At 68.6% G+C, this 23,870-nt stretch carries 24 protein-coding genes; 16 read left to right on the top strand and 8 right to left on the bottom strand.

The genetic code is table 11. The annotated features are described in order from the left end of the window. Positions 1-110: 110 nt before the first annotated feature. On the bottom strand, positions 111-1,010 hold the full coding sequence (locus NMB43_RS20045) for a LysR family transcriptional regulator (RefSeq protein ID WP_494349945.1): 900 nt from the start codon (positions 1,008-1,010) through the stop codon (positions 111-113). A 132-nt stretch (positions 1,011-1,142) separates the two neighbouring features. Here NMB43_RS20045 and NMB43_RS20040 point away from each other — a divergent pair, with 132 nt between their 5' ends. The 6 genes from NMB43_RS20040 to NMB43_RS20015 all read left to right on the top strand — a co-directional run bounded on the left by NMB43_RS20040 (position 1,143) and on the right by NMB43_RS20015 (position 5,247). Next, positions 1,143-2,237, top strand: a complete 1,095-nt coding sequence (locus NMB43_RS20040; RefSeq protein WP_494349944.1) for an NADH:flavin oxidoreductase/NADH oxidase — start codon at positions 1,143-1,145, stop codon at positions 2,235-2,237. A 219-nt stretch (positions 2,238-2,456) separates the two neighbouring features. Next, positions 2,457-3,479: a zinc-binding alcohol dehydrogenase family protein gene (locus NMB43_RS20035; RefSeq protein ID WP_494349943.1), complete on the top strand. Its 1,023-nt coding sequence runs from the start codon at positions 2,457-2,459 to the stop codon at positions 3,477-3,479. Between the two features lie 260 nt (positions 3,480-3,739). Continuing rightward, positions 3,740-4,231 (top strand): helix-turn-helix transcriptional regulator, encoded by a 492-nt coding sequence (locus tag NMB43_RS20030; RefSeq protein ID WP_494349942.1) that lies wholly within the window; start codon positions 3,740-3,742, stop codon positions 4,229-4,231. Then, positions 4,228-4,635 carry a VOC family protein gene (locus NMB43_RS20025; RefSeq protein WP_494349941.1) on the top strand — a complete coding sequence of 136 codons (408 nt, stop codon included), beginning with the start codon at positions 4,228-4,230 and terminating at the stop codon, positions 4,633-4,635. Before NMB43_RS20030 ends, NMB43_RS20025 begins: the two co-directional genes overlap by 4 nt. A gap of 16 nt (positions 4,636-4,651) precedes the next feature. Further along, positions 4,652-4,864 (top strand): hypothetical protein, encoded by a 213-nt coding sequence (locus tag NMB43_RS20020; protein ID WP_494349940.1) that lies wholly within the window; start codon positions 4,652-4,654, stop codon positions 4,862-4,864. Further along, positions 4,861-5,247, top strand: coding sequence for a class I SAM-dependent methyltransferase (locus NMB43_RS20015; RefSeq protein WP_494349939.1), 387 nt, complete (start codon positions 4,861-4,863; stop codon positions 5,245-5,247). The genes NMB43_RS20020 and NMB43_RS20015 overlap by 4 nt, the downstream gene beginning before the upstream one ends. Here the strand turns inward: NMB43_RS20015 and NMB43_RS20010 are convergent. Further along, on the bottom strand, positions 5,244-6,155 hold the full coding sequence (locus tag NMB43_RS20010; RefSeq protein ID WP_494349938.1) for a LysR family transcriptional regulator: 912 nt from the start codon (positions 6,153-6,155) through the stop codon (positions 5,244-5,246). The genes NMB43_RS20015 and NMB43_RS20010 overlap by 4 nt on opposite strands. A gap of 142 nt (positions 6,156-6,297) precedes the next feature. Between NMB43_RS20010 and NMB43_RS20005 the strand changes: the two genes are divergently transcribed. From NMB43_RS20005 to NMB43_RS19980, 6 genes are all read left to right on the top strand, one after another. Continuing rightward, positions 6,298-7,233 carry a DMT family transporter gene (locus NMB43_RS20005; protein ID WP_494349937.1) on the top strand — a complete coding sequence of 312 codons (936 nt, stop codon included), beginning with the start codon at positions 6,298-6,300 and terminating at the stop codon, positions 7,231-7,233. Between the two features lie 91 nt (positions 7,234-7,324). Further along, a complete protein-coding gene (locus NMB43_RS20000) occupies positions 7,325-7,822 on the top strand; it encodes a GNAT family N-acetyltransferase (RefSeq protein WP_494349936.1) in 498 nt (165 codons plus the stop codon). 105 nt (positions 7,823-7,927) lie between these two features. Next, entirely contained in the window at positions 7,928-8,449 is a 522-nt protein-coding gene (locus NMB43_RS19995; protein ID WP_494349935.1) for a sigma-70 family RNA polymerase sigma factor, read from the top strand. Beyond that, positions 8,446-9,429, top strand: coding sequence for a FecR domain-containing protein (locus tag NMB43_RS19990; RefSeq protein WP_494349934.1), 984 nt, complete (start codon positions 8,446-8,448; stop codon positions 9,427-9,429). Before NMB43_RS19995 ends, NMB43_RS19990 begins: the two co-directional genes overlap by 4 nt. Before the next feature lie 69 nt (positions 9,430-9,498). Beyond that, positions 9,499-11,961 (top strand): TonB-dependent siderophore receptor, encoded by a 2,463-nt coding sequence (locus NMB43_RS19985; protein WP_494349933.1) that lies wholly within the window; start codon positions 9,499-9,501, stop codon positions 11,959-11,961. After that, positions 11,961-13,163: a PepSY-associated TM helix domain-containing protein gene (locus NMB43_RS19980; protein WP_494352172.1), complete on the top strand. Its 1,203-nt coding sequence runs from the start codon at positions 11,961-11,963 to the stop codon at positions 13,161-13,163. Before NMB43_RS19985 ends, NMB43_RS19980 begins: the two co-directional genes overlap by 1 nt. Before the next feature lie 40 nt (positions 13,164-13,203). On the opposite strand, the gene cowN is transcribed toward NMB43_RS19980, so the two are convergent. Together cowN and NMB43_RS19970 are read right to left on the bottom strand one after the other, a co-directional pair. Then, positions 13,204-13,527, bottom strand: coding sequence for a N(2)-fixation sustaining protein CowN (gene cowN / locus NMB43_RS19975; protein WP_494349932.1), 324 nt, complete (start codon positions 13,525-13,527; stop codon positions 13,204-13,206). A 64-nt stretch (positions 13,528-13,591) separates the two neighbouring features. Continuing rightward, positions 13,592-14,275, bottom strand: a complete 684-nt coding sequence (locus tag NMB43_RS19970; RefSeq protein ID WP_494349931.1) for a Crp/Fnr family transcriptional regulator — start codon at positions 14,273-14,275, stop codon at positions 13,592-13,594. Positions 14,276-14,620: 345 nt separating this feature from the next. Between NMB43_RS19970 and NMB43_RS19965 the strand changes: the two genes are divergently transcribed. Both NMB43_RS19965 and NMB43_RS19960 read left to right on the top strand, forming a co-directional pair. Beyond that, positions 14,621-16,258, top strand: a complete 1,638-nt coding sequence (locus NMB43_RS19965; RefSeq protein WP_494349930.1) for a methyl-accepting chemotaxis protein — start codon at positions 14,621-14,623, stop codon at positions 16,256-16,258. Positions 16,259-16,377: 119 nt separating this feature from the next. Continuing rightward, positions 16,378-17,313, top strand: coding sequence for a right-handed parallel beta-helix repeat-containing protein (locus NMB43_RS19960; RefSeq protein ID WP_494349929.1), 936 nt, complete (start codon positions 16,378-16,380; stop codon positions 17,311-17,313). 43 nt (positions 17,314-17,356) lie between these two features. Here the strand turns inward: NMB43_RS19960 and arfB are convergent, their stop codons facing one another. Both arfB and NMB43_RS19950 read right to left on the bottom strand, forming a co-directional pair. Continuing rightward, complete coding sequence (gene arfB / locus NMB43_RS19955) at positions 17,357-17,761, bottom strand: alternative ribosome rescue aminoacyl-tRNA hydrolase ArfB (RefSeq protein WP_494349928.1); 405 nt, start codon at positions 17,759-17,761, stop codon at positions 17,357-17,359. A gap of 1 nt (position 17,762) precedes the next feature. Continuing rightward, the gene (locus NMB43_RS19950; RefSeq protein WP_494349927.1) at positions 17,763-18,242 is read right to left on the bottom strand and encodes a cupin domain-containing protein; all 480 of its coding nucleotides are present in this window, start codon (positions 18,240-18,242) and stop codon (positions 17,763-17,765) included. Positions 18,243-18,385: 143 nt separating this feature from the next. On the opposite strand from NMB43_RS19950, the gene NMB43_RS19945 reads away from it, so the two are divergent. Together NMB43_RS19945 and NMB43_RS19940 are read left to right on the top strand one after the other, a co-directional pair. Further along, positions 18,386-19,159 carry a M48 family metalloprotease gene (locus NMB43_RS19945; RefSeq protein ID WP_494349926.1) on the top strand — a complete coding sequence of 258 codons (774 nt, stop codon included), beginning with the start codon at positions 18,386-18,388 and terminating at the stop codon, positions 19,157-19,159. 95 nt (positions 19,160-19,254) lie between these two features. Next, on the top strand, positions 19,255-20,163 hold the full coding sequence (locus NMB43_RS19940; protein ID WP_494349925.1) for an EamA family transporter: 909 nt from the start codon (positions 19,255-19,257) through the stop codon (positions 20,161-20,163). 237 nt (positions 20,164-20,400) lie between these two features. Here NMB43_RS19940 and NMB43_RS19935 read toward each other — a convergent pair whose 3' ends face one another. Both NMB43_RS19935 and NMB43_RS19930 read right to left on the bottom strand, forming a co-directional pair. Then, positions 20,401-21,351, bottom strand: coding sequence for a glycoside hydrolase family protein (locus NMB43_RS19935; protein ID WP_494349924.1), 951 nt, complete (start codon positions 21,349-21,351; stop codon positions 20,401-20,403). Beyond that, entirely contained in the window at positions 21,351-23,558 is a 2,208-nt protein-coding gene (locus NMB43_RS19930) for a di-heme oxidoreductase family protein (RefSeq protein ID WP_494349923.1), read from the bottom strand. The genes NMB43_RS19935 and NMB43_RS19930 overlap by 1 nt, the downstream gene beginning before the upstream one ends. Positions 23,559-23,870: the final 312 nt, after the last annotated feature.

Raw genomic sequence — 23,870 nt, 5'->3', positions numbered from 1 at the left:
CGCTTACCACTGCCTTGCGACGACACCCTCAAGCGAAACTTTAGCGCTCAGCTTCTGTGTTCCGTGACAACTTGTGCAAACGCAAGTGTGGGCGTCGGTGGAAGGCCATCTCAGCGGCTGACGCTGGCGCAGCGCGCGCGCAGGAAGTCGCGCAGCAGGCCCACGGCCGGCGTCAGCAGGCGGCGGTCGGCGCACATGAGGTAGAGCGGCGCGGGCTCGCCCTCCCAGTCCTGGCAGAGCGGGACGAGGCGGCCGGTGGCGAGCTCGCCGACGATGTCGAGCCGCGACTTGTAGGCGATGCCCTGGCCGGCCACGGCCCAGCGGCGCACCACGTCGCCGTCGTTGGCGACCTGGCTGGCCGGCACCTTGACGCTGAGGCGCTCGGCACCACGGCGGAAGCGCCAGCGGTCGTGCACTTCGTCGCCGGTGATGAAGCACAGGCAGTCGCGCGTCTTCAGCGCCTGTGGCGAGGCGGGGACGCCGTGGCGCGCGAGGTAGTCGGGCGACGCGCACAGCACGCGGCGGTTGTCGGGCGCCAGGGGCTGGGCGATCAGGTTGGATTCGCTGGGCTCACCGTAGCGGATCGCGATGTCGACCGGCTGGCGGTAGAGGTCGGCCATGCGGTCGGAGAGCTGCAGGCGGAAGCGCACCTCGGGGTACATCACGCGGAATTCGTCGAGCCAGCCCAGCAGGGCGTTGCGCCCGAGGTCCGAGGGCGCGGCGAGCTGCAGCGTGCCCTTGATCTGCTGGCGCCCGCTGGCGAGGGCTTCCTGGCCGTCGCGCAGCGCGTCCAGCGCGACCCGGCAGTAGGCGAGGAAGCGCTCGCCCTCGTGGGTGAGGCGCAGGCTGCGCGTGGAGCGCACGAACAGCGGCGCCTGCAGCTCGGCCTCCAGGCGCTTGAGCGCCGCGCTGGCGGCGGCCGGGGTGAGGTCCAGCGCACGCGCGGTGGCCGACAGGCTGCCGCTGTCCACCGTGCGCACGAAGATGTCGAGGTCGAGCAGGGCTTTCATCTTTCAAATAATTTTTGAAGATGGATCCCATTCTGCGCTGGTTTTTCTCAAATCAGAAAGCGCGGATCATGGCGTCCATCCACCCGGTCCGCCGGATTGCCGATCCATCTTGCTCGCTGAAGGAAGCCGCCCATGTCGCATCTGTTCTCTCCCCTTGCCCTGCGTGGCCTGAGCCTGCCCAACCGCATCGCCGTGTCGCCGATGTGCATGTATTCCTCGCAGGACGGGTTCGCCACCGATTTCCATCTGGTCCATCTCGGCAGCTTTGCGCTGGGTGGCGCCGGTCTCATCATCACCGAGGCGACGGCAGTGAGCCCCGAGGGGCGCATCAGCCCCGACGACCTGGGGATCTGGAGCGATGCACACATCGAAAGTCTGTCGCGCATCACCGGTTTCATCCGCGCCCAGGGCAGCGTGGCTGGCATCCAGCTTGCGCACGCCGGGCGCAAGGCCAGCACCGCCGCACCCGGCAAGGGCAGTGGCGAGGTGAAGCCGGCAGACGGTGGCTGGCAGACGGTGGCGCCCTCGGCGGTGCGCTTCTCGGAGACCTACCCGCTGCCAGTGGCGCTGGATGCCGCGGGCATCCGCAAGGTCATCGACGATTTCACCGCCGCCGCCCGCCGTGCGCTGGCGGCCGGTTTCGAGGTTGCCGAGGTGCATGCCGCGCATGGCTACTTGCTGCATCAGTTCCTGTCGCCCATCGCCAACCAGCGCAGCGACGAGTACGGCGGCAGCTTCGAGAACCGCATCCGCCTCGTGCTGGAAGTGACGGCCGCGGTGCGTGCCGTGTGGCCGCAGAACCTGCCGGTGTTCGTGCGCCTGTCGGCCACCGACTGGGCCGAGGCGGGCGGCTGGACGCCGGACGAGACGGTGGCGCTGGCGGCCCGCTTGAAGGCGCTGGGCGCCGACCTGATCGACGTGACCACGGGCGGCATGCTGGCCACGGCGCAGATGCCCATCGGCCCCGGCTACCAGACCGCCTTCGCCAGCCGCGTGCGCCACGAGGGCGGCATCGCCAGCAGCGCGGTGGGCCTGATCACCGGCGCCCAGCAAGCCGACCACATCGTGCGCACCGGCCAGGCCGACCTGGTGATGCTGGCGCGCGAGCTGCTGCGCGATCCGCACTGGCCGCTGCGTGCCGCGCGCGAGTTGAACCAGACCACCGCCTGGCCGCGCCAGTACCTGCGTGCCGGGCCGCATGGCAGTGCGGCGCAGGCGGCACGCTGACATCGTGACGCAGCTCCCTCCCCAGCCGTCATTCCTGCGCAGAGCCCGCCCTCGACCCGATCGGGGGCAGGAATCCAGCGTCTTTCGAGGCGGCCGGAGGAGTGCGCTAACGCCACTGGGTCCCTGCCCCCGATCGGGTCGAGGGCAGGCTCTGCGCAGGGACGACGACCCAGGCGCATCTGGCCCATACATCTCTACATCCATGAAGGAGTCCTGACCATGAAAGCCATCGGTTACACCAGCGCCCAGTTCGGTCTGGGCATAGACAACCCGGAAGCCCTGCTCGACCTCAACCTGCCGGACCCGCTGCCCAGTGGGCGCGACCTGCTGGTCGAGGTGCGCGCCATCGCGGTGAACCCGGTCGATACCAAGGTGCGCAAGAGCGCCAACCCGCCGGCCGGCGACACCAAGGTGCTCGGCTGGGATGCCGTTGGCATCGTGCGTGCGGTTGGTCCGGAGGCCACGCTGTTCAAGCCCGGCGAGCGCGTGTGGTACGCCGGTTCGATCACGCGGCCCGGGGCCAACAGCCAGTTGCATCTGGTGGATGAGCGCATCGTCGGTCATGCCCCCGCCTCGCTGAAGGACGCGGAGGCGGCCGCATTGCCGCTGACCGCGCTGACCGCCTGGGAGATGCTGTTCGACCGCCTCGAAGTCGCGCCCGGCAAGGGCCTGGGCCAAAGCCTGCTGATCGTCGGCGCAGCCGGTGGCGTGGGTTCCATCCTGGTGCAACTGGCGCGCCGCCTCACTGGGCTGACCGTCATCGGCACGGCGTCGCGGCCGGAGACGCAGGCCTGGGTGCGCGAGCTGGGCGCGCACCACGTCATCGACCACAGCCAGCCGCTCTCAGCCGAACTCAAGCGCATCGGCCAGGCGCCGGTCGACTACGTGGTGAGCCTGACGCAGACCGACCAGCACATCGCCGAGATCGTGGAGAGCCTCAAGCCGCAGGGCCGCTTCGGCCTCATCGACGACCCCGCGCCCTTCGACATCAAGCTGCTCAAGCGCAAGGCCCTCTCGCTGCACTGGGAGCTGATGTTCACGCGCGCCATCTTCCAGACGCCCGACATGATCGCGCAGCATCGCATTCTCGAAGACGTGGCCTCGCTGGTCGATGCCGGCGTCATCCGCACGACCCTGGGCGAGCACTTCGGCGCCATCAATGCCGACAACCTGCGCCGCGCCCACGCGCTGCTGGAGTCCGGCAAGGCACGCGGCAAGATCGTGCTGGAAGGCTGGGGCTGAGCGCGCCGAGCAGGTAGCCCGGATACCGGCTGCGCGGCCAGAATCCGGGAGGCGTCCCGGCGCCCCCCAGGATAGTAATACGTAGGGTGGGCACGCTGTGCCCACGCGGATTTATAACGGGCGTGCGTCGAAACGCGTGGGCTCGCCGAGCCCACCCTGCCGGACGCATTGGCGCCCTACGGATCGCTTCGGCCGTGGGGCGTTGCTCCGATACGGGCTCCGGTGTACTTTGGGCAGGGAGAGACCCGCTCGGAGAAGCCATGAATGATCGCCCCGCCAGCCTGCCCCCCAGGCTGCTGCGCCGCCTGCTGCGCGCCAGGGACAGGATGGACGCCGCCTCGCACGAGGATTGGCCGGTGCGTCGGTTGGCGCGCCTGGGCGGCGTTTCCGAGGCCCATTTCGCGCGCGCCTTCAAGCAGGCTTTTGGCCTGCCGCCGCATCGTTATCTGCTGACCCGCCGCATCGAGCGCGCACTGGCCTTGCTGCGCGACACCGACCTGCCCATTACCGACATCGCACTGCAGGCGGGCTGGTCCAGCCTGGGCACTTTCGGCCGTACCTTTCGCGACATCACCGGCGAGACGCCGGGTGAAAGCCGCGCCCGCCTGCAAGGCATGCGCGATGCATTGGCGGGCGTGCCGCCTTGCTTCGTGGCCGCTGCCCAGCGACCTGACCTGAAGACCGCAGTTCTGGAGAAGCGCCGTCGCGAGGGCGCCCCGCACAATGCGGCGCCAATCAAGGAGGCCCCATGAATCAAGGTGTGCAGGTCGTCGGTGTGTATGTGCAGGACCAGGAGGAAGCCTTGCGCTTCTATGTCGACAAACTCGGGTTCCGGGTGCACACGGATGTGCAGAACGGCCCCTTCCGCTGGCTCACGGTGCAGCACCCGGAGCAGCCGGATTTCCAGCTCGGTCTGTTCGTGCCCGGTCCGCCGATGCTCGACGAGGCGAGCGCGCAGGCGCTGCGCGAGCTGGTGGCCAAGGGCGCGATGCCGCCCCTGGTCATGATCGTGAACGACTGCCGCGAGGCCCATGCCCGCATGCTGGCTCTGGGCGTCGAATTCACGCAGGAGCCGATCGCCCGCTACGGCAGTGTGGATGCGAGTTTCCGCGACCCTTCGGGGAACGGCTGGAAGCTGATCGAGCATCGCCGTTGAAGCCTCAGGAGAGCATATGAACCCGCTGCATCACCTGATCCGGCAGACCCATCGCTGGCTGTCGCTCGCCTTCACGCTGACCGTCATCGCCAACTTCGCGGCGCGCGCGGCCGACGGTCAGGAGCCCGCCGCCTGGCTCACCTATTCGCCCTTGCCGCCGCTGGCCTTGCTGCTGCTGTCGGGCCTCTACCTCTTCGCCCAGCCCTACCTGCGGGCGCGCAAGCCATGAGCGAGCGGATCATCCGCTGCGTGACGGCGATGGATATCCAGCCGCATGAGCGGATCCTGGAGATCGGTTGCGGCCATGGCGTGGCGGCCACGCTGATCTGCAGCAAGCTGGTGGAGGGACGTTACCTCGCGATCGACCGCTCGGCGAAGATGATCGAGGCCGCGATCCGGCGTAACCAGGTCTTCGTCGAGTCTGGCGTGGCCAGTTTCCGGCAGGCCGTGTTCGAGTCGCTCGACCTGGGGGCGCTGCGCTTCGACAAGATTCTGGCGATGCGGGTGCGCCTCTTTCACGACGAGCCCGAGCGGGCACGCGCGCTGGCCGAGCGCTGGCTTGCGCCGGGCGGGCGGCTGTTCGTGGAATACGACGAGCCTGGGCAGGCCTAGCGCGGGGGTTTGGTGCGGCCGGTCGTGCCGCGCGCTGGTAGCAGGAAGTCGATGAAGGCGCGCGTCTTGGCGGCCAGCAGGCGGTCCGGCAAGGTCACCAGGTAGACCTGGCGTGCTGCCACACGGTGGCGGGGCAGCAGCTCGACCAGCTCGCCGCGCTGCAACTCGGCTTCCACCAGATAGCGTGACATCGCGATGATGCCCAGGCCACCGAGCGCCGCGCCGCGCAGCACGTCCACGTTGTTGGTCACCAGGCTGCCGCTGACCGCGATGCTGCGCTCCTCGCCTTCCGGTGTGGTGATGTGCCAGGGGTTCTGGATCACTTCGCCGGCGTAGAACAGGCAGTTGTGCTGGCACAGGGCGTCCACGCTGCGTGGTTTGCCATGGCGCGCGAGGTAGGCCGGGGCGGCGCAGATGACGTAAGGCAGATCGGCCAGGTGGCGGGCCACCAGGCCGGGGGCTGGCGTGTTGGTGAGCCGCACGGCGATGTCCACCGCACTGCCGGCGAGATCGGTCAGATGGTCGCTGAGTTGCAGGTCGACGCGGATCTGCGGGTGCAGTTGCAGAAACTCCGCTAGCTGCGGCCCCAGTACGCGACTGCCGTAGGAGTACGGGGCGGCCACGCGCAGGGTGCCACGCGGGGTATCCGCCAGCTCCAGCACACGCGCCTCGGCATGGCTGGCCTCGTCGAGCATGCGGCGGCAGTGCGCATACAAGGCTTCGCCCGCTTCGGTGAGGCTCTGGCGGCGGGTCGTCCGGTGCAACAGGGTGACGCCGAAGTCCTGCTCCAGCGCCGCAATGCGCTTGCTGAGCACGGCGCGCGAGCAATCCAGCTTGGCCGCTGCGGCGGAGAAGCCGCCACATTCGACCACCTCGGCAAAGCTCGCCATGTTGATCAGGCGCTCCATGATTTGCTCTTCTCAAGAAACAATCCTGAGCGACTGTAGCGCTTTTTCTACAAGTTGTCGGCCACTAGACTGGGCTTCTCCCTCCCCCGACAGAACAGGTTAAGCCATGTCTTCCTCAGACAATCCTCACGCGCCGGGCCGCATGCTTCCTGCGAGCCTGGCCATCACGCTGGCGGCCGTCACCTGGGGGGCGGCCTTCCCGGTGGCCAAACATGTGCTGGCGCAGATGGACCCGCTGAGCATGACCCTGCTGCGCTACGGCCTGGCTGCGCCGGTGTTCCTGTTGTTGCTGGCCTGGCGCGAAGGCGCTGCCGCGCTGCGCAGCGAGGGCGCGGGCTGGCGACTGCTGGGCCTGGGCACGCTGGGATTCGTGGGCTTCAACCTGTTGATGTTCTATGGCGTCGGCATGTCGCGGCCTGAGTTCGGCGCCATCGTGATGGCGCTGCAACCCCTGATTGCGGTGCTGATCCACGCCGTACGCAGCGGCACCCGGCCCGCCGCGCGCAGCCTGTTCGCGCTGCTGTTGGCAGTGCTCGGCGTGGTGCTGCTGACCACCGATGGCGAACTGGCCCGCCTCACCGAACATGCCGCCGTGCTGCCCACGCTGATGATGATCGCCGGTGGCAGTTGCTGGGTGCTGTACTCGATGGGCGCAGCCGCGTTTCCGCACTGGTCGCCCCTGCGCTACACCGCGCTGACGAGCAGCGGCGGCGCGCTCGCCCTGGTGGTGGGCTGGCTGCTGCTGGGCCTGGCCGGCGGCGTGCGCCTGCCCGCGGCCGAGGCCTTGCCGGCCCTGCTGCCGGCCTTGCTGTTCCTGACCCTGTTGGCCGCCGTGCTGGCGGTGCTGTGCTGGAACCAGGGCATCCGCCGGCTGGGTGCGCAACGCGGCATGCTGTTCATCAACCTGGTGCCGCTGACCGCGCTGCTGATCGGTGTGCTGCGTGGTCATGCGCTTGGCCAATGGGAACTGGTCGGGGCCGGCCTGGTGCTGCTGAGCCTGGTGCTCAACCAGTTGGGCGGTCAGGTGAGTGCGCGCACCGCGGCCACCGGGCGGGCGGCGCTGGCGGGCGCCAAGTAGGCCGGCCCGGCGGCGTGTCGGGCAGGGTGGTCGTGCAAGCCAGTGTCATGGCCTACGATGGATTACCCACGACCCCAGCGAGTGCTGCCCCATGCTCCACATCCGCCCCTTCGAGCCCGCCGACACGCCCGCCATCGCGGCACTGATCCTGCCGATCCAGCAGCAGGAGTTCGGCATCCCGATCACGCTGGAGGCGCAGCCCGACTTGGCGGACATCACCGGTTTCTACCAGCAGGGCCGTGGCAATTTCTGGGTCGCCGAGCTGGCGGGCGAGGTGGTGGGCACCATTGGCCTGCGCGACATCGGCCACGCTCAGGCCGCGCTGCGCAAGATGTTCGTGGCGGCTGCGCATCGCGGCCGCGAGCGGGGCGTCGCACAGCAGTTGCTGGCCACGCTGCAAGCCTGGTGTGCCGCGCAGGGCGTGGCCGAGGTCTACCTGGGCACCACCGCCAAGTTCCTCGCCGCGCATCGCTTCTACGAGAAGAGCGGGTTCTGTGAGATCGGCGTGGAAGCGCTGCCGGCGGCCTTTCCGGTGATGGCGGTGGACACCAAGTTCTATGCGTTGACGGTGCCGCCAGCGCCGGTTTGAGCGGTCCGCCGGGCATGGATTGCGAAAGGGCGCATCTCCTGCCAGAATGAGAACTGTTCTCATTTGGCTCGGGCTTCATCCCGTGCGTACCGTCCGGGGGAAGTCATGGCGGCAGCCGAATCCACGCCCAAACCACATTTGCATGCGCTCTACAGCGAGCATCACGGCTGGCTGACCGCCTGGTTGAGGCGCAAGCTGGGCGATGCGCATCAGGCGGCGGACCTGGCGCAGGACACCTTCCTGCGCATCCTGGCCGGGCGCGATCCGGCCGCCATCAGCGAGCCGCGCGCCTACCTCACCACGGTGGCGCACGGCCTGCTGGTCAACTGGTACCAGCGTCAGGCGCTGGAGCGCGCCTATCTCGATGCGCTCGCCCTGCTGCCGGAGCCGCAGGTGCCCTCGGCCGAGCAGCGCCTGATCGTCCTGCAGACCCTGTACGAGGTGGATGCGATGCTCGATGCGCTGCCGACCATGGCGAAGCGCGCCTTCCTGTTGTCGCAGATCGAGGGGTTGCGTTACGAGGAGATCGCGCAGCGCCTGGGCGTGTCGCTGATCAGCGTGAAGCGCTACATGAAGCGCGCCTTCCTGGGTTGCCTGAGTCTCATGGATGAGGGCTCGGCGGTATGAGCGCGCTCGCCCCCATCGACCCGCGCATCCTCGAAGAGGCAGCCGACTGGCTGGTGCGTCTGCATGACAGCGCGGCAAGCGACGTGGACCGCCAGGCCTGCGCCCTGTGGCGCACACGCAGCAGCGAGCATGCGCGTGCCTGGGCGCAAGCCGAGCGCCTGCTCGGCAAGCTCGGCAGCCTGCCGCCCAGCCTGGCCCTGCCGGTGCTGGACCGGCCGCGCCGGCTCAACCGGCGCGCTGTGCTCGGCATGCTGCTGGCATTGCCGTCAGCAGGCCTGGGCTGGCATCTGGCACGCGAAGAAGGGTGGACGGCGGACTATCGCAGCGCCACCGGCGAGCGCCGGAGCATCGCGCTGGCCGACGGCACCCGACTCCTGCTCGGCACCGCCAGTGCCATCGACGTGCGCTTCGATGCGCAGGCGCGCTTCGTCCGCCTGCGCCGCGGCGAGATGCTGGTCGACACCGGCCGCGATCCGGCCTTCGCCGGGCGCGCGCATCGTCCGTTCAGGGTCGGCACCGCTCATGGCGTGATGGAGGCCCTGGGCACGCGCTTCACGGTGCGACGCGACGAGGCCGCCACGCGCATTGCGGTGCAAGAGGGTGCGGTGCGCATCACGCCCGCGATGGCGGGGCCAGCGGTGCAACGGGTGCTGCAGGCCGGTGAGCAGGCCGCTTTCAGTGAGAACGAGATCGGTGCGGTGACGCCGGCCGAGGCCGCCGATCCGCCGTGGACGCAGGGCATGCTGCTGGCCGACAACATGCGGCTGGGGGACTTCGCGCGCGAACTGGCGCGCTGGCGCGGCGGTTTCATCCAGTGCGATCCGGCGGTGGCCGGGTTGCGCGTTTCCGGCGCCTTCCCGCTGGACGACACTGACCGCGCGCTGGTCATGCTCGTGTCCACCTACCCACTGGTGGCGGCCACGCGTCTGCGTGGCTACTGGGTGAGCCTGGGGCCGCGCGGGGCTGCGCACGGGGGCTGATACTTTTTTCGATCCTGGCTGGCAAGGCGAGTGAAACCCTCCATGCCTCATCCAGAAAGGATTCATCAGATGACCCGCCCCCAAGCCAGGTTCCGCCTGCGTGCCGTGCCGCGCGCCGTCCCCGTCCTGTTGCTCGGCCTGGCCTGTGCCCAGGTGCCGGCGAAGGCCGCCGAACTGCGCGCGCTCGACGCCGTGCCGACCCAGAGCTATGAGCTGGCGGGAGGACCGCTCGGGCGGGCCCTGTCGGCCTTTGCGGTGCGTGCCGGCATCGCGCTGTCCTTCGACCCGGCGCTGACCGAGGGGCTCAGCAGCCCGGCGGTGTCCGGCACCTATGCGGCACCGGATGCGCTGGCACGCCTGCTGGCGGGTAGCGGGCTGGAACTGGTGCGGCGCAGCGATGGCAGCTACGGCCTGCGCAAGGCGAGCATGCCTACGTCATTAGCGCCGGCAGCACCACGCAGCGAGGCGCTGTTGCCGGTGGCCACCGCCAGCGCCACGCAGGAGCGGGCCAGTGAGCCGGTGCAGGGCTATGTGGCAACGCGCAGCGCGACCGCCAGCAAGACCGACACACCGATCATCGAGACGCCGCAGTCGGTCACGGTGGTGTCGGCCGAGCGCATCGAGACCATGGCGGCGACCAATCTGAAGGATGTGCTGGCCTACACGCCGGGCGTCGACGTGGCACCCTACGGCACGGACTCGCGCTATGACTGGATCACCATCCGTGGCTTCGAGGCTTATTCGCCGGGCTTTTATCAGGACGGCCTGCAGTGGCGCAACAACGCCTGGTGGGCGGTGTGGCAGACCGAGAACTACGGGATGGAGCGCATCGAGATCATGCGCGGGCCGTCGTCCGTGCTGTACGGGCAGAACGGTCCCGGCGGCATGATCAACCTGGTCAGCAAGCAGCCCACGGCGGAGCGCCAGAACGAGCTGCGCCTGCAGGTGGGCAGCGATGCGCGCAAGCAGCTCGCGGCGGACATGTCGGGCGCGCTGGACCAGGAGGACAAGCTGCTCTACCGCGTGGTGGGCCTGGCGCGCGATGCCGAGCTGCCCAGTGGCGAGATGCCGGACGATCGCCTCTATCTGGCGCCCTCGCTGAGCTGGCAGCCCTCGACCGACACCCGCCTGACCGTGCTGTCGCATGTGCTGCGCACGCGTGCCGGCGTCTACCTGCGCTCGCTGCCGAAGGAGGGCACCTTGCTGGCCACGCCGGCGGGCACCCACATCCCGCAGGACGTGGACGTGGGCGAGCCGGACTTCAACCGCCTGGACCAGGATCAGTGGTCGCTGGGCTATCTCTTCGAGCATCGCTTCAACGACACCTGGTCGGTGCGCCAGAACCTGCGTTACGGCGAGCTGGACGTGGACTACCAGCAGGCCTACCAGGCGGGCTACCTGACCCAGAACGCGGCCGACCCGGCCGACCCGGCGAACTACCGCATCCTGCAGCGCACTGGCGGGGGCAGCCAGGAGAGCATCCGCTCCTTCACCCTCGACAACCAGGTGCAGGCCCAGGTGCGGACCGGCGCGGTGGCGCACACCCTGCTGGCCGGGCTGGACTACCAGCGCAGCCGCTATGACCAGCGCTCGTTCTACAGCGCCACGGTGGCCGACCTCGACCTCTACAACCCGGTCTATGGCCAGCCCGTCACCCCCGGCGGCACCGACGTCGACACCCTGACCACCCTGACCCAGAGCGGGCTGTACCTGCAGGAGCAGGCGCGCATCGGCTCCTGGGCGCTGACCCTCGCCGGTCGCTATGACACGGCCAAGGTCACCACCGACGACCGCCTCGCCAGCAGCCGCAGCGAGCAGACCGACAACGCGCTGACCGGGCGTGCCGGCGTGGTCTACCTGCATGCGAGCGGCTGGGCGCCCTATGCCAGCTATGCCACCTCCTTCTCGCCCAACACGGCGGTGAATCCGGATACCGGCCAGGCCTTCGACCCGGAGACCGGGCGCCAGATGGAACTGGGCGTGCGTTACCAGCCGGTCGGCCAGAAGGCGATCTACAGTGCCGCGCTGTTCGATCTGCGCCGGCGTGACTACATCACCTACGAGCCCGGCACCTTCGCCGCCAAGCAGAACGGCGAGGTGGTCGTGCGCGGGCTGGAACTGGAGGCGGTGGTCTCGCCATTGGCCGGGCTCAACCTCACCGCGGCCTACGCTTTCACCCCCAAGGCTGACGTGACCAAGAGCGCCGACCCGGAACAGATCGGCAAGCAGGCCAGCGCGGTGCCGCGCCATCGCCTGTCGCTGTGGGGGGACTACCGCTTTCCCTTCGGCCTGAAGCTGGGCCTGGGCTTGCGCTACAACGGCGAGACGCGCGGCATCAACGAGAGCGTGGACAGCGGCGTGCCGGACTACACCCTGGTCGATGCCATGCTGGGCTATGACCTGGGCCGTTGGAGCCTGGCGCTGAACCTGCAGAACCTGACGGACAAGACCTACATCACCAGTTGCAGTGGCAACAACTGCTACCTGGGCAATCAGCGTCAGGCGCTGCTGACCGCAGCCTACCGGTGGTGATGATGCGCCAGGCACTGGTGGTGGCCCATCGCTGGGCCGGTTTGTTCACGGCCTTGTTCCTGTTCGTCGCCGGCGCGACCGGCGCCCTGATCGCCTGGGATCACGAGCTGGACGAATGGCTCAACCCGCATCTGTTCGAGGCAGCGAGCGGCGGGCAGGGGACGCCGCAGTCGCCGCTCGACCTGGCACGCCAGGTCGAGGCGGCCGACCCGCGCCTGCATGTCACCTACCTGCCGCTGAGCATCGAGCCCGGGCACGCCCTGGGCCTGTTCGTCAGCCCGCGCATCGACCCCGCCAGCGGCAAGCCCTATGCCCTTGGCTTCAACCAGGTGGCGGTGGACCCGGTCAGCGGCGTGCCGCAGGGGTGGCGCGAGTGGGGCGCCATCTCGCTGTCGCGCGAGAACCTGCTGCCATTCCTGTACAAGCTGCACTACAGCCTGCACATCCCGGATGTGGGCGCGCTCGAACTGGGGCTGTGGGTCATGGGCATCGTGTCGGTGGTGTGGATCCTCGACTGCCTGGTCGCCCTGTGGATCTCGTTCCCGACTCTGCGTAGCTGGCGCAAATCCTTCAGCTTCCGCTTTGGCCAGGGCGGCGCCAAGCTCAACTTCGACCTCCACCGCTCCGGCGGCGTGTGGGTCTGGTTGCTCCTGCTTATGCTGGCGATCACCTCGGTGTCAATGAACCTCGGCCGCGAGATCATGCGGCCGGTGGTGTCGCTGTTCTCGCCCGTCACGCCCACGCCCTTCGAGCAACGCGTGCCGCAGTTGCCCGATGCGCCGATTACCCCGCGTCTAAGCCGCGAACAGGTCCTGCCGCTGGCCGAAGCGGAAGCGCGGCGGCGTGGCTGGCGCGAACCCGCCGGCTCCTTGTTCTACGCCGAGCAATACGGCTTCTACGGCGTGGCCTTCCATGCGCCGGGGCAGGACCATGCCGACGGTGACCTGGGCCCGCCCTGGCTCTACTTCGACGGTGACAGTGGCGCGTACATCGGCGATCAAGTGCCCGGCACGGGCAGCGCGGGCGATCTCTTCATGCAGCTCCAGTTCCCGCTGCATTCCGGACGCATACTGGGTTTCGGCGGCCGCCTGATCATCTCCATCATGGGCCTGGTGGTCGCCATGCTGAGCGTCACCGGTCTCATCATCTGGCTGCGCAAGCAGCGCGCCCAGCGCTTCGCCCGCGAGTTGGGCAGGGCCTAGGGCCTGTTCACATTTACCGGCGGGGAATTGTGAACAGACCCTAGCAACACTCCTGCTCGATCTTGTCGAGCAGCTTGAGCGCCTCGGCATCGGCCTTGTCCTCGAACAGCTCGCGGATCTGGTTGAGGTTGCTGTGCACCAGGAACAGGTCGTCGGGGCGCGGGCCGCTGCCGCCCTCGGCCTTCTTCTTGAAGTATTCCCAGAAGGCGTTGCTGTGCTGAGGGTCGTCGATGTAGCGGCGGATCTGGCGCATCAACTCGGCGGCCTTGGCGTCGCAATCGAGGCCGATGAAGCTGACATAGCGGTCGGGCTTGTTCTCGTCGCTGGGGGCGGGCGTGGGGCGGAGCGGGCAGGTGCTGGACATGGCGGGACGGGGAGGGAGTGGGTGATGTCCCATCCTAGCCAGCCCGCGTGGACCGCGTTGTCGGCTAGCCGACAGTGGCGCCGCTGCCTTCCGTTTCGCCCTCCTGCCAGCGCAGCAGGGCCTCGGGCTGCAACAGCACGAGCTGGCGCCGCGCCGGGCGTTGCAGGATGCCCGCGCGCTCCAGGCGCTTGAACAGGCTGGACACGGTCTGCCGCGTGCAGCCCAGCAGCAGCGCGATCTCGCCGGCCGACAGATCGAGCGCGAAGCGCATGCCGGGCGCCTGCGCCACGCCCTGGCGCCGCGCCGATTCCAGCAGGAAGCGGGCGAGTCGACCGGCCACGTCGCGGAAGGCGAGGTCTTCGATCAGCGCGATGCTGTTGTCGAGGATGCGCCCCAGCACCGGCATCACCAGCCCCAGCAGGCCCGGCTCATGGGCCATGCCGCGTGCGAACTCGGCGGTGGGCAGGCTCAGCAGGGTGCAGGCCGTGTCGCAGCGCAGATAGGCGCGCGTGTGGGTGCTGAACAGTTCGCCCGGGCCGAGGTAGGCCAGTGTCAGCTCCTTGTCTTCATTCGCGACAAACACGCGCATGCGCCCTTCCTCCAGCAGCAGGACGCGGTTGTGCAGCGCACGCGGTGTGGCCACCAGGTAGCCGCGCGGCAGGCGCTGGCGGGTGAAGCGTTCCAGCAGGGCGGGGGGCAGGCCGGCGGGGTGGGACGGCGTGCTGTGAGGAGAGGCCTGATCATGCATGGGGGCTCACCTGCAAGGAGCGTGCCGTGCTTTGGCACGCCGGTGGCGCCGGCTGCGGTTTGCGCAGGGTCAAGGCCGGTGGCCGGTCACCGCGCGGCGGCGGCCCACACCGGAGCGAGGACGACCTGACGCCAGGCGCGCCAGGCCTGGTGATGCCGGCGTCCTACGCGGCAACCCCTAGTCTTCTTACGTAGCAACACGTAGAGGTTTTCCGGCCACAAGAAACCGCCGCGCGTGACGTAAGCAGCGGCAGCAGAGGCGGGAGCCCTTCCTTGGGTGGCCACGCGCTGACCGGGCCGGATCGGCGGCCCGCGACCAACACAACGAGGAAGAAGGGGGCATCGCGTGCTCGATCACATCAAGCTCAAGACCAAGATCATGTTGCTGGTCGGCATCTCGCTGATCGGGATGCTGGGCCAGATAGCCTTCTCGACGATCCAGACGCGGCACAACCTGGAAGAGGGCCGGCGCATGGAGATCCGCTCGGTCACCGAGGCGCTGTACACCACGATCTCCCGTCTGCAGGAGCAGGAGGCGGCCGGCAAGCTGACGCGCGAGCAGGCGCAGGCCGCCGCGCTGGAGGCTGCGGGCGGCTTCCGCTACGGCGGCGCGGACGGCAAGACCGAGTACTTCTACATCTACAACCTGGACGGGGTGAACCTCTTCCATGTGAAGAAGGAGCTGATCGGGCAGGACCTGCGCGAGAAGATCCGCGACGGCAAGGGCGGCTACCCGGTCAAGGACCTGCTGGCGGCCATCGCCAGCGAGCCGCGCGCCTTCGTCGAGTCCTCCTTCCCCAAGCCGGGTAGCGACGTGGCCGTGCCCAAGCTGCAGTTCGTCATGAAGTTCGCGCCCTGGGGCTGGATGATCGGCACCGGCGTCTACATCGACCAGATGGAGAAGGACCTCGCGCGGCGCCTGTGGATCGACCTGTCCATCGCGCTGGCCATGCTCGCCGCCCTGATCGGCGTGGGCTACGTGATCGCACGCGGCGTGATGCGCCAGGTCGGCGGTGAGCCGACCGAGGCCATCGACTTCATGCATCGCGTGGCGGCTGGCGAACTGGGTGGGCGCATGCCGGATGCGCCGCGCGGCAGCATGCTGTATGCCATCGGCGAGACGGTCAGCGCACTGCGCCAGATGGTGCAGGACATCAGCCGCATCGCGGCCGAGCTGGTACAGGATGCCGACCGCATCAGCAGCGCTTCGCACGACGTGGCGGACGCCTCGCGGCGGCAGTCGGACGCGACTTCATCGATGGCCGCCGCGATCGAGGAGATGACGGTCAGCATCAATCACATCTCGGACAACAGCCACGACTCGGAACGCAATTCGATGGAGTCGGTGCGCCTGGCCGAGGAGGGTGTGTCGCGCGTCGAAGCGGCGGCCGGGCGAATCCGCGAAATCTCCGGCAGCGTGAGCGGCGCCTCGGAAGGCATCCACAAGCTGGAGACACGTGCTGCGCAGATTTCCTCCATCACCGGCGTGATCAAGGAGATCGCCGGCCAGACCAATCTGCTCGCGCTCAACGCCGCCATCGAGGCGGCGCGTGCCGGCGAGACCGGGCGCGGCTTCGCGGTGGTGGCCGACGAGGTGCGCAAGCTGGCTGAGCGCACCGCCTCCGCCACGCTGGAGATCGAGACCATGATCGCCGGCATCCAGGGCGACACCGTGGGCGTGGTCGAGGTCATGAACGCCGCCCTGCCGCAGGTCGAAGAAGGTGTGCAGGCGGCCGAGGAGGCGGCGGCTTCCCTGCGCCTGATCCAGGACGGCACGCGCCTGACCCTGGAGCGCGTGCGCGAGGTGAGCGTGGCCACGCGCGAGCAGAGCAGCGCCAGCAACAGCATCGCGCAGAAGGTGGAGGAGATCGCCAACATGGTCGAGGCCAATGCCGGTGCCATGCAGGAGGCGGCGCGCACGGCCGAGGGCATGGAGAAGATCGCCGGCACGCTGAGCGCGCTGGTGAGCCGCTTCCGCTGCTGAGGTCTGCGGACTGATTGATGGCCCGTCGCCCGCGTCGCACGGCGCGGGCGGAGCTGGCCGGGCTGGGTAGGATGCTCCGTGTTCCACACACACGCTTCCTGCGCCCCGAGGGTCCGCTCATGCTCACTTCGCTCGCCCGCCTGTCACCCAGGCCCCAGTCGCTTGTCATCCTCAGTCTCACGGGCCTGGTGGCCTGCGGCGGCGGGGGTGGCGATGGCGGTCCCGGCGCCGGGGCTTCCGCCAGTAGCTCGTCGGGCTCGTCCTCATCGAGCAGTGGTTCGTCCTCGTCCAGCTCCTCAAGCTCTTCGTCCAGCAGTTCCTCTTCGGGCGGCCCTGGCGCGCACAACACCGGCGTCCCCGCCGGCACCGTGCTGACGCCCAGCGGCTCGCTGGTGTTGAACACGCCGGGGCAGGTCGTCGACGGCCTGGACGTGACGGGTTGCGTGGCGGTGCGCGCGCCCAATGTCACGATCCGGCGCAGCCGCATCCGCTGCGACTCGTACTACCCGGTGGAGGTCCACGCCGGCGCCAGCCTGTTGATCGAGGATTCGGAGATCGACGGCTCGCCGGCCGGTGGCTTCGCCACCTCTGGCATCGCCTTCGCGAACTACGTGGCGCGGCGCGTCAACATCCACGGCTCGGCCGACGGCGTGAAGGCGGATGACAACGTGCTGGTCGAGGATTCGTGGATTCACGACCTGTGGCTCGGCGCCGGCGACCATGCCGATGGTGTGCAGGGCACCGGCGGCAGCAATGTCACGATACGCAACAACCGCATCGACATCCGCGACACCGGCAAGGGGCACGGCGGCGAGCCCAACTCGGCCATCCAGCTCGGCACCGAGTGGGGCGCGAATTCGAACTGGCGCATCGAGGGCAACTGGTTCTACGGCGGCGGCTGGATCCTGAACCTCGCGGCCGGTGCGGGGAGTGGCAACGTGGTGAGCGGCAACCGCTTCGGCGACGGCACCGCCGGCTATGGCCCGATCTCCACGCAAGGGAGCTGGCAGCGCAGCGGCAACATCTGGGTTCCGTCGCTGAAATCGGCGGACTGAGCGGCGGACTGAGCGGCGGACTGAGCGGTGGACTGCGTGCTACCTACTCGCTGACCTTGCCGCGATTCGCCTTCACCGAGGATCGCCGCGCCTTGCCTTCGAGCCGGCGCTGCACCGCGCCGCGTGTGGGTTTCGTGGCGCGCCGCGGTTTGGGCGTGTGGGCCACGCTGGCGATCAGCTCGTGCAGGCGGCGCATCGCTTCGTCGCGGTTCTTCTCCAGGCTGCGGAATTCCTGTGCCTTGATGATCAGTACGCCGTCCTTGCTGATGCGCTGATCGCCCAGCCGCAGCAGACGCTCGCGCAGCCATTCGGGGAGCGAGGAGGCGGCGATGTCGAAGCGCAGGTGCACCGCGTTCGACACCTTGTTCACGTTCTGCCCGCCCGCGCCCTGGGCGCGGATCGCGCTGATCTCGACTTCTTCTGGCGGGATCAGGATGGGGGTGCTCATCTCAGTACGGCGTGCCGTCGCGGTGGAGATACCGCCAGCGGCCGCCCTCGAACACCGCCTGCAGGTCCTCGTCCGGGTAGTCGACGCGGTCACCCGGGCTGCGGTCTCCGACCTCCAGATACAGCACCTCTTCCTCGGTCTGGTTGAGCAGGCGGTGCGCATCGCCCGTGCCGGCCGGGAAGCCGGCGCACATGCCCGGCTCCAGTTGCGTGAAGCCGGCGTCGGTATGCAGGGTGGGTCGCCCTTGCAGGATGTAGATGAACTCGTCCTGCGTGCGGTGCGCATGGCGTAGCGCGGAACTGGCGCCCGGTGCGATGCGGGTGAGGTTCACGCCGAAGTTGGCGAGACCGAAGACCTCGCCGAGCTGGCGTTTCTCGCGGCCGGCCATGCGCTCGGCGAAGGGGGGCGGGTAGCTGGAGGGCGTCGTGCGTGGCGCGACCTCCAGGGCTTTGATGGCGATGGGCGCGGTGTTCTGTTTCATCGGGGCTTCCTGGTGTGCGGGTCCGCCGTGCGGCGCTTATACGTTCCGGCATATGTTCGGGCATGTGCCCTGTCATTGTGACAGTCGTGTGACTAAGGTGAAGCATGCCGGCACAGACCGGTCTTCGCTGAGGGACCCGCCCCATGAGAGCCTGCCTGTCGTTTGTCATTGGCGTGCACCTGCTGGGTATGTCTGCGCTGCATGCCGAAACCCTCTTCGCCCTGCAACCGAATCCGCACTGGCGTGCCGAGTTGCAGAAGCAATCGGCCGAGATGGCCGAACGCCAGAAGGCTGCCGCGCGTGCCGCTGGCCAGCTCGGCTGCGCCACGCAGTGCGCGCGCCTGGCGGCGATCTTCCATCGTTTGCGCGTGGTGAGCGACCACCAATTGCCGTACAGCGCCGATCAGGCCTGGGCGCTGGTGGTTACACGTCAGCCGGGCATGCAGGCCTGGGCGCTACCGGACGGGCAGGTCTTCGTGTCGGAGGACTTCATCCGGCGCGAGGGCCTCAACGATGCCGAGCTGGCCTTCGTGCTGGCGCACGAGTTCGCGCATGTGGCGCTGGCGCATGAGGCGGACACCGTGGACATCGTGCGCCGCCTCATGCCATTCGGGTTCTCGGCCTCGGTGGCCGATGTGTATGCCGCACTGGACTTCGACCTGGGCCTGCTGTTGCAGGCCGCGCCCCTGCTTGCCGGCATGGAGCAGGATGCCGACCACCTGGGCCTGCTGCTGGCCGCGCTGGCCGGCTACGACCCGGACGAGGCGATCGGCCTGCTGCGCAAGTTCGCGGCGCAGGGCGAGGCGCGCGCGATGATCGCCACCCACCCGGCCAGCGCGGCGCGCCTGCAGGCGGCCGAGGCCGTGCTGCCGGTGGCGCGGCGGTTCTACGAGCGGCATCGCGAGCTGAAGCGCTGAGCGCTCATTCAGCGTCGGGCATGTGCGTCATCCAGGCTGCACATGCGCGCTCACGGTGTCGTGCCAGCAGCCTCTGCTAGCATGCGGCTCCAGCCTTGTTCCCGCAGTGCGACGGTGCGATCCCGGCCTTCGCCTCCTCCCGCATGTCTCCCGCTTCGTCCCGTCCGAGTCTGTTCCTGTCCGTGCTGGCCCTGCTGGGCAGCATGACCGCGCTGTGCGTCGGCTCTTCCTTCGCCAAGCAGCTCTTCCCCCTGCTCGGTGCCGCCGGCACCACGGCCTGGCGCCTGACCGGCTCGGCGCTGATCCTGGCCCTGCTGTGGCGACCCTGGCGTCATTGGCCGGAGCGCGCCACGCTGGGCCGTGTCCTGCTGTACGGCGCGGCATTGGGCGCGATGAACCTGTCCTTCTACCTCGCCTTGCAGCGCCTGCCCTTGGGGGTGTGCGTGGCGATCGAGCTGACCGGGCCGCTCACCGTGGCCCTGCTGGCGGCGCGCCGGGTGCAGCACATCGCCTGGGTGGCTTTGGCGGCGCTGGGTATCGTGCTGCTGCTCGACCCCTTCGGCCACAGCGCGCGGCTGGACCCGGTGGGGGTGGCCTTCGCCGCGCTGGCGGCCTTGTTCTGGGCGCTCTACATCCTCGCCGGCAAGCGCGTGTCGCATCTGCACGCGGGCTTGTCGGTGTCGTTGGGCATGCTGGTTGCGGCCGCGCTGGTGGTGCCCGTCGGCGCCTGGAGCGCCGGCCCGCAATGGTTCAACCCCACGGTGGCCCTGCTCGGGCTGGGCGTGGCCCTGCTGTCGAGCGCGCTGCCTTACTCGCTGGAGATGATCGCGTTGCGCGGCCTGTCCACGCGCGCCTTCGGCACCCTGGTGAGCCTGGAGCCCGCCATCGGTGCAGTCTCTGCCTTCGTGATCCTTGGTGAGCGCCTGACCGGCCTGCAATGGCTGGCGATTGCCGCCGTCATGGCAGCCTGCGCCGGCACGGTGGGGACGGCGGCGCGGGAGTGAAGGGGGAGAGGGGGCGCTCGCCGCCACCCCACCTGCCGTCATTCCTGCGCAGAGCCTGCCCTCGACCTGATCGGGGGCAGGAATCCAGTGTCTTACGTGGGGTCCCGCCCGCCCGACAGGAAAATCAAAGCCGCTGGGTCCCTGCCAGCGCAGGGACGACGTAGTGGGGTGCGAGCGGTGGGTTGTCGCTGCGCGCCGAATCCACCCTACGGTTTGAAGCGGGACGGTAGCCCGGGATCAGTACGGCAGCGACAGGTAGTACTGCCCCAGCTCTGTCAGTTGCCCGTTGGCGCCGAGCAGGCTGGTGTAGTGCGTGTCATTGCTCCAGCGTCCGGTGAACCAGGCGTAGCGGAACACGTCGCTGCGCGTCTCGCAGGTGGCGACCATGTCCTGCATCTGCGTCTTCTGCTTGGCCACGCTGTCGATCTGTGCGCTGCCATCGCCCGTATGCCAGTTGGCAAACTCGGTGACCCAGAAGGGCTTGCCGTATTTCTTCAGGCGATCCAGTTGCGCGGCGAGGCCGTAGTCGTACCAGTGGAAGGCGAGGTAGTCGATCTGCGGGTCGCGCTGCGCGTTGGCGGCGCGGTAGGCGGCGTAGAAGGCGTCCAGCCATACGACCGGATCGCTGTAGCCGCTCAGCGTGCCCCAGGTGATGGCGGGGCCGACGATCTTTACGCCGGTCTTGGCCGCCAACGCCTCGTAGCCGGGCCAGATGGCGGCGGCCTGTGCCGGCGTGAGGTTGGCCTGGTCGGTCAGGTTGGGCTCGTTCATGACGAGCAGATACTTGATGTGCGGGTTGGCGAGCAGGAAGGCCTCGACCTTGGCGGCATCGTAGTTGCCGTTCCACAGCATCGGGATGAAGTCCATCGCGTAGCGGCTGCGGTAGTCGGCGGGCACGCCGGAGCTGGGCTGCGGGCTCCAGTTGTACCACCAGCTCACGCCGGGCGAGAGGGCTGCCATGTCTTCGGCGGTGGCCAGGTCGTAGGCGATGCCGCGCTTGGCACTCTTGCTGAGCGTGCCGCCGCTGCTGGAACTGCTGCCCGAGCTGGAACCCGAACTGGAGCCGCCGCCGGCCACCGGCAGCGGATCGGCACCGCCGCCTCCGCCGCAGCCGGCGAGCATCAGCAGGAGTGCCAGCATCAGGCTGAACAGGGCGCCCATCAAACGGGCCTGGTTAGGTGTGCGCATCACAGGGACTCCAGGAAGGCGATGAGAGAGGCGCGGTCTGCCGCTGGCAGGGCCTCGAACTTCTTGCGGATGGACTCGGCTTCGCCGCCGTGCCACAGGATGGCCTCCAGCAGCGTGCGGGCGCGGCCGTCGTGCAGGAAGCGCGCCTTGTCGGCCCCGCCCTGGGTGAACTTCAGGGTGCCCACACCCCACAGCGGCGCGGTGCGCCACATGGACGGCAGGGCCTTGTTCTCCTGCACTGTGTCGGCGAGGTCGGGGCCCATATCATGCAGCAGCAGGTCGGTGTAGGGACGGATGGTCTGGTTGCGTAGCTCTGCGAAAGGATGGGTGTTGCCGGTCTTCAGCTCGCTCACGTGGCAACTGGTGCAGCCGGTGCTGGCGAACAGCGCGGCGCCCTTGGCAATGTCGGCCGGATTCACATCGTGCTCGACCGCCACCCGCATGCCATCCGGGTATCCGCTGCGCACGCTGCGTTGGGCCGGCACGCCCAGCAGCGACAGGTAGTGGGTGAGGCGTTGCAGTTCGGCTTCGGTCAGCGCGGTAGCGCCAGGAGGGTTGCCAACCGAGCTGCGACAGTCGGCCGCACCGCGCTGGCAACTGTGCTTGGGATAGCTCGTCGTCGTGACGCTCATGTCGTTCATCATGGCCTCGGCGGCCTGATGACGGATGCTCGCCTTGCCGGCCTTCCAGCCGAAGCGGCCCAGGCGCGGCTGGCCGGTCTCGGGGTCGGGCACGAGGTTGTAGATGCCACGCACGCCGTCGCCGTTCTTGTCCTCCGGGTCGGCCAGGGCGACGATGCTCTGCTCCGGGACCGCCTCCAGCAGCCCCATGCCGATCACCTGCGGTGCCTGGCGCACCGACAGCAGCGCGGGCACCGGGCCCTTGAAGGCGTACACGGGTTTGCGCAGCTCGACCTGCGTGCCATCCGGCAGCGTGCGCGTCTGCGTGTCGAAGCGGCTGATCGTCACGTCATAGTCATTCGCCTTGCTGCCGGTGACGTGGTGCTGCACGTTGAAGCCGTAGTCCGGGTGCGCCGTGCGGCGGCCGTCGACGATGGCGCTGCCGGTGGCGACGACCATCTGGTCCAGCGGCACGCCCACTTCCGGCGCGGCGCCGCGACCGTTATTCACATGGCAGGCGATGCAGCGCTCCTGGTTGTAGCGCGGGCCTTGCTGGCCGATGTGGGCGGTGAAGACCGGGTTGGTCCGGTCATGCTCGGAGTGGGTGCCGTCCTTGAACGAGGTGTGGAAGATGCGGCGCCCTTCGACGAAGCGCTGCACGTTCTTGATGCCGATGTTGTTGGCCGGTTGCTGGAACACGCGCATCGGCTCATCGGCGTAGTTGTACGAGATGCTGGTGTCGCCACCCAGCAGGGTGGCCTCGGGTAGCGGCTCGGAATCGAGGTTAGGTGCGATCCCGTACCACGGTCGCAGACCCTTGCCGACGACGTAGAGCTGTTCCAGCGAGTAGTAGCGGCTGCCGCCGCCGTCGATGATGGCCTTGCCGTTCTTGTCGGCATCGGTGGTCGGCTGCGAGTAGTAACGCGTGCCATTGAGCAGCGGCCAGCCGGCCTTCTTTGGGTCCTGGTTGGTCTCCCAGCGCGCCAGGCGCACGGCCGGGGCCAGCTCGATCTTGTCGCCGATCTTCAGTGGGCTGTGCGGGTCGGTGCGCCAGTTCGAGTTGAACTCGATCATGCAGTCTTCGCGCGGCTGATCGGTATGGCAGAAAGGCAGGGCCTCGCCGCCGGGGCTCTTCTCCGTCGGGTTGTTGAAACCGGTGTTCATCGACCAGCCGTAGTCGCGCACTTCCGGGTTCTGGATGTTGCGGAACAGGCTGAAGGTGGTGCCGTCGAAGCTGCCGCCGTTGGCGCGCAGGAAGATCTGGATCTTCTTGCCGCCGGCCGGGATGGTGTCGCGGATTTCCAGGCCCAGGGTCCGGTTCTGGAAATAGAAAGTGGGAAAGGTGAAGTAGGCGCCCGGCCCCTTGTCGGCCTCGAACCAGCCCTCGCCGCGCTCGCGCGCATGACGATCGGTGGTGCGGAAGCCGGCCAGGGTGACCAGGGTGCCGTCGGCCTCGGTGTACTGCAGTTGTTCGAGGATCTGGCTGCCCTCGGGGAACAGCGGCACGTAGCCCTGCGGTGTCACCGTGCCATAGCCGGGCACGCCCTCGTTGGGCGTGGCGACCGGGGTGGTCGGCGTGGTGGGCATGGTTCCGCCCGCGCCGCTACTCGCGCTACCGCTGCCACCTCCGCCGCCGCAAGCGGATAACAGGAGGGTGGCGCACAGGGCGCTCAGCATCTGTCGCGGAAAGGCGGGATGAACAAAGGCGTGACGAAGGGGCGGGCGGCGCAGGGCCGATCCGGTGGGTGCTGGGTGCTGCATCGCTGGGTCCTCGGAGTGTGCGTCGGCTTCTGTGGCCGCTCGGGTTGTCCGGGACAGTGTGGTATGGCAGCCGGCGTTTGCCGCTGGAGTTAACGATTGGCGTCCGCTGGCGGTCGATGAACGTCTTGACAAAAAATG

Source organism: Uliginosibacterium sangjuense (genome assembly GCF_059132465.1).
The sequence above is the reverse complement of the archived record's forward strand: the minus strand, read 5'-3'. Positions and strand labels throughout refer to the sequence as shown.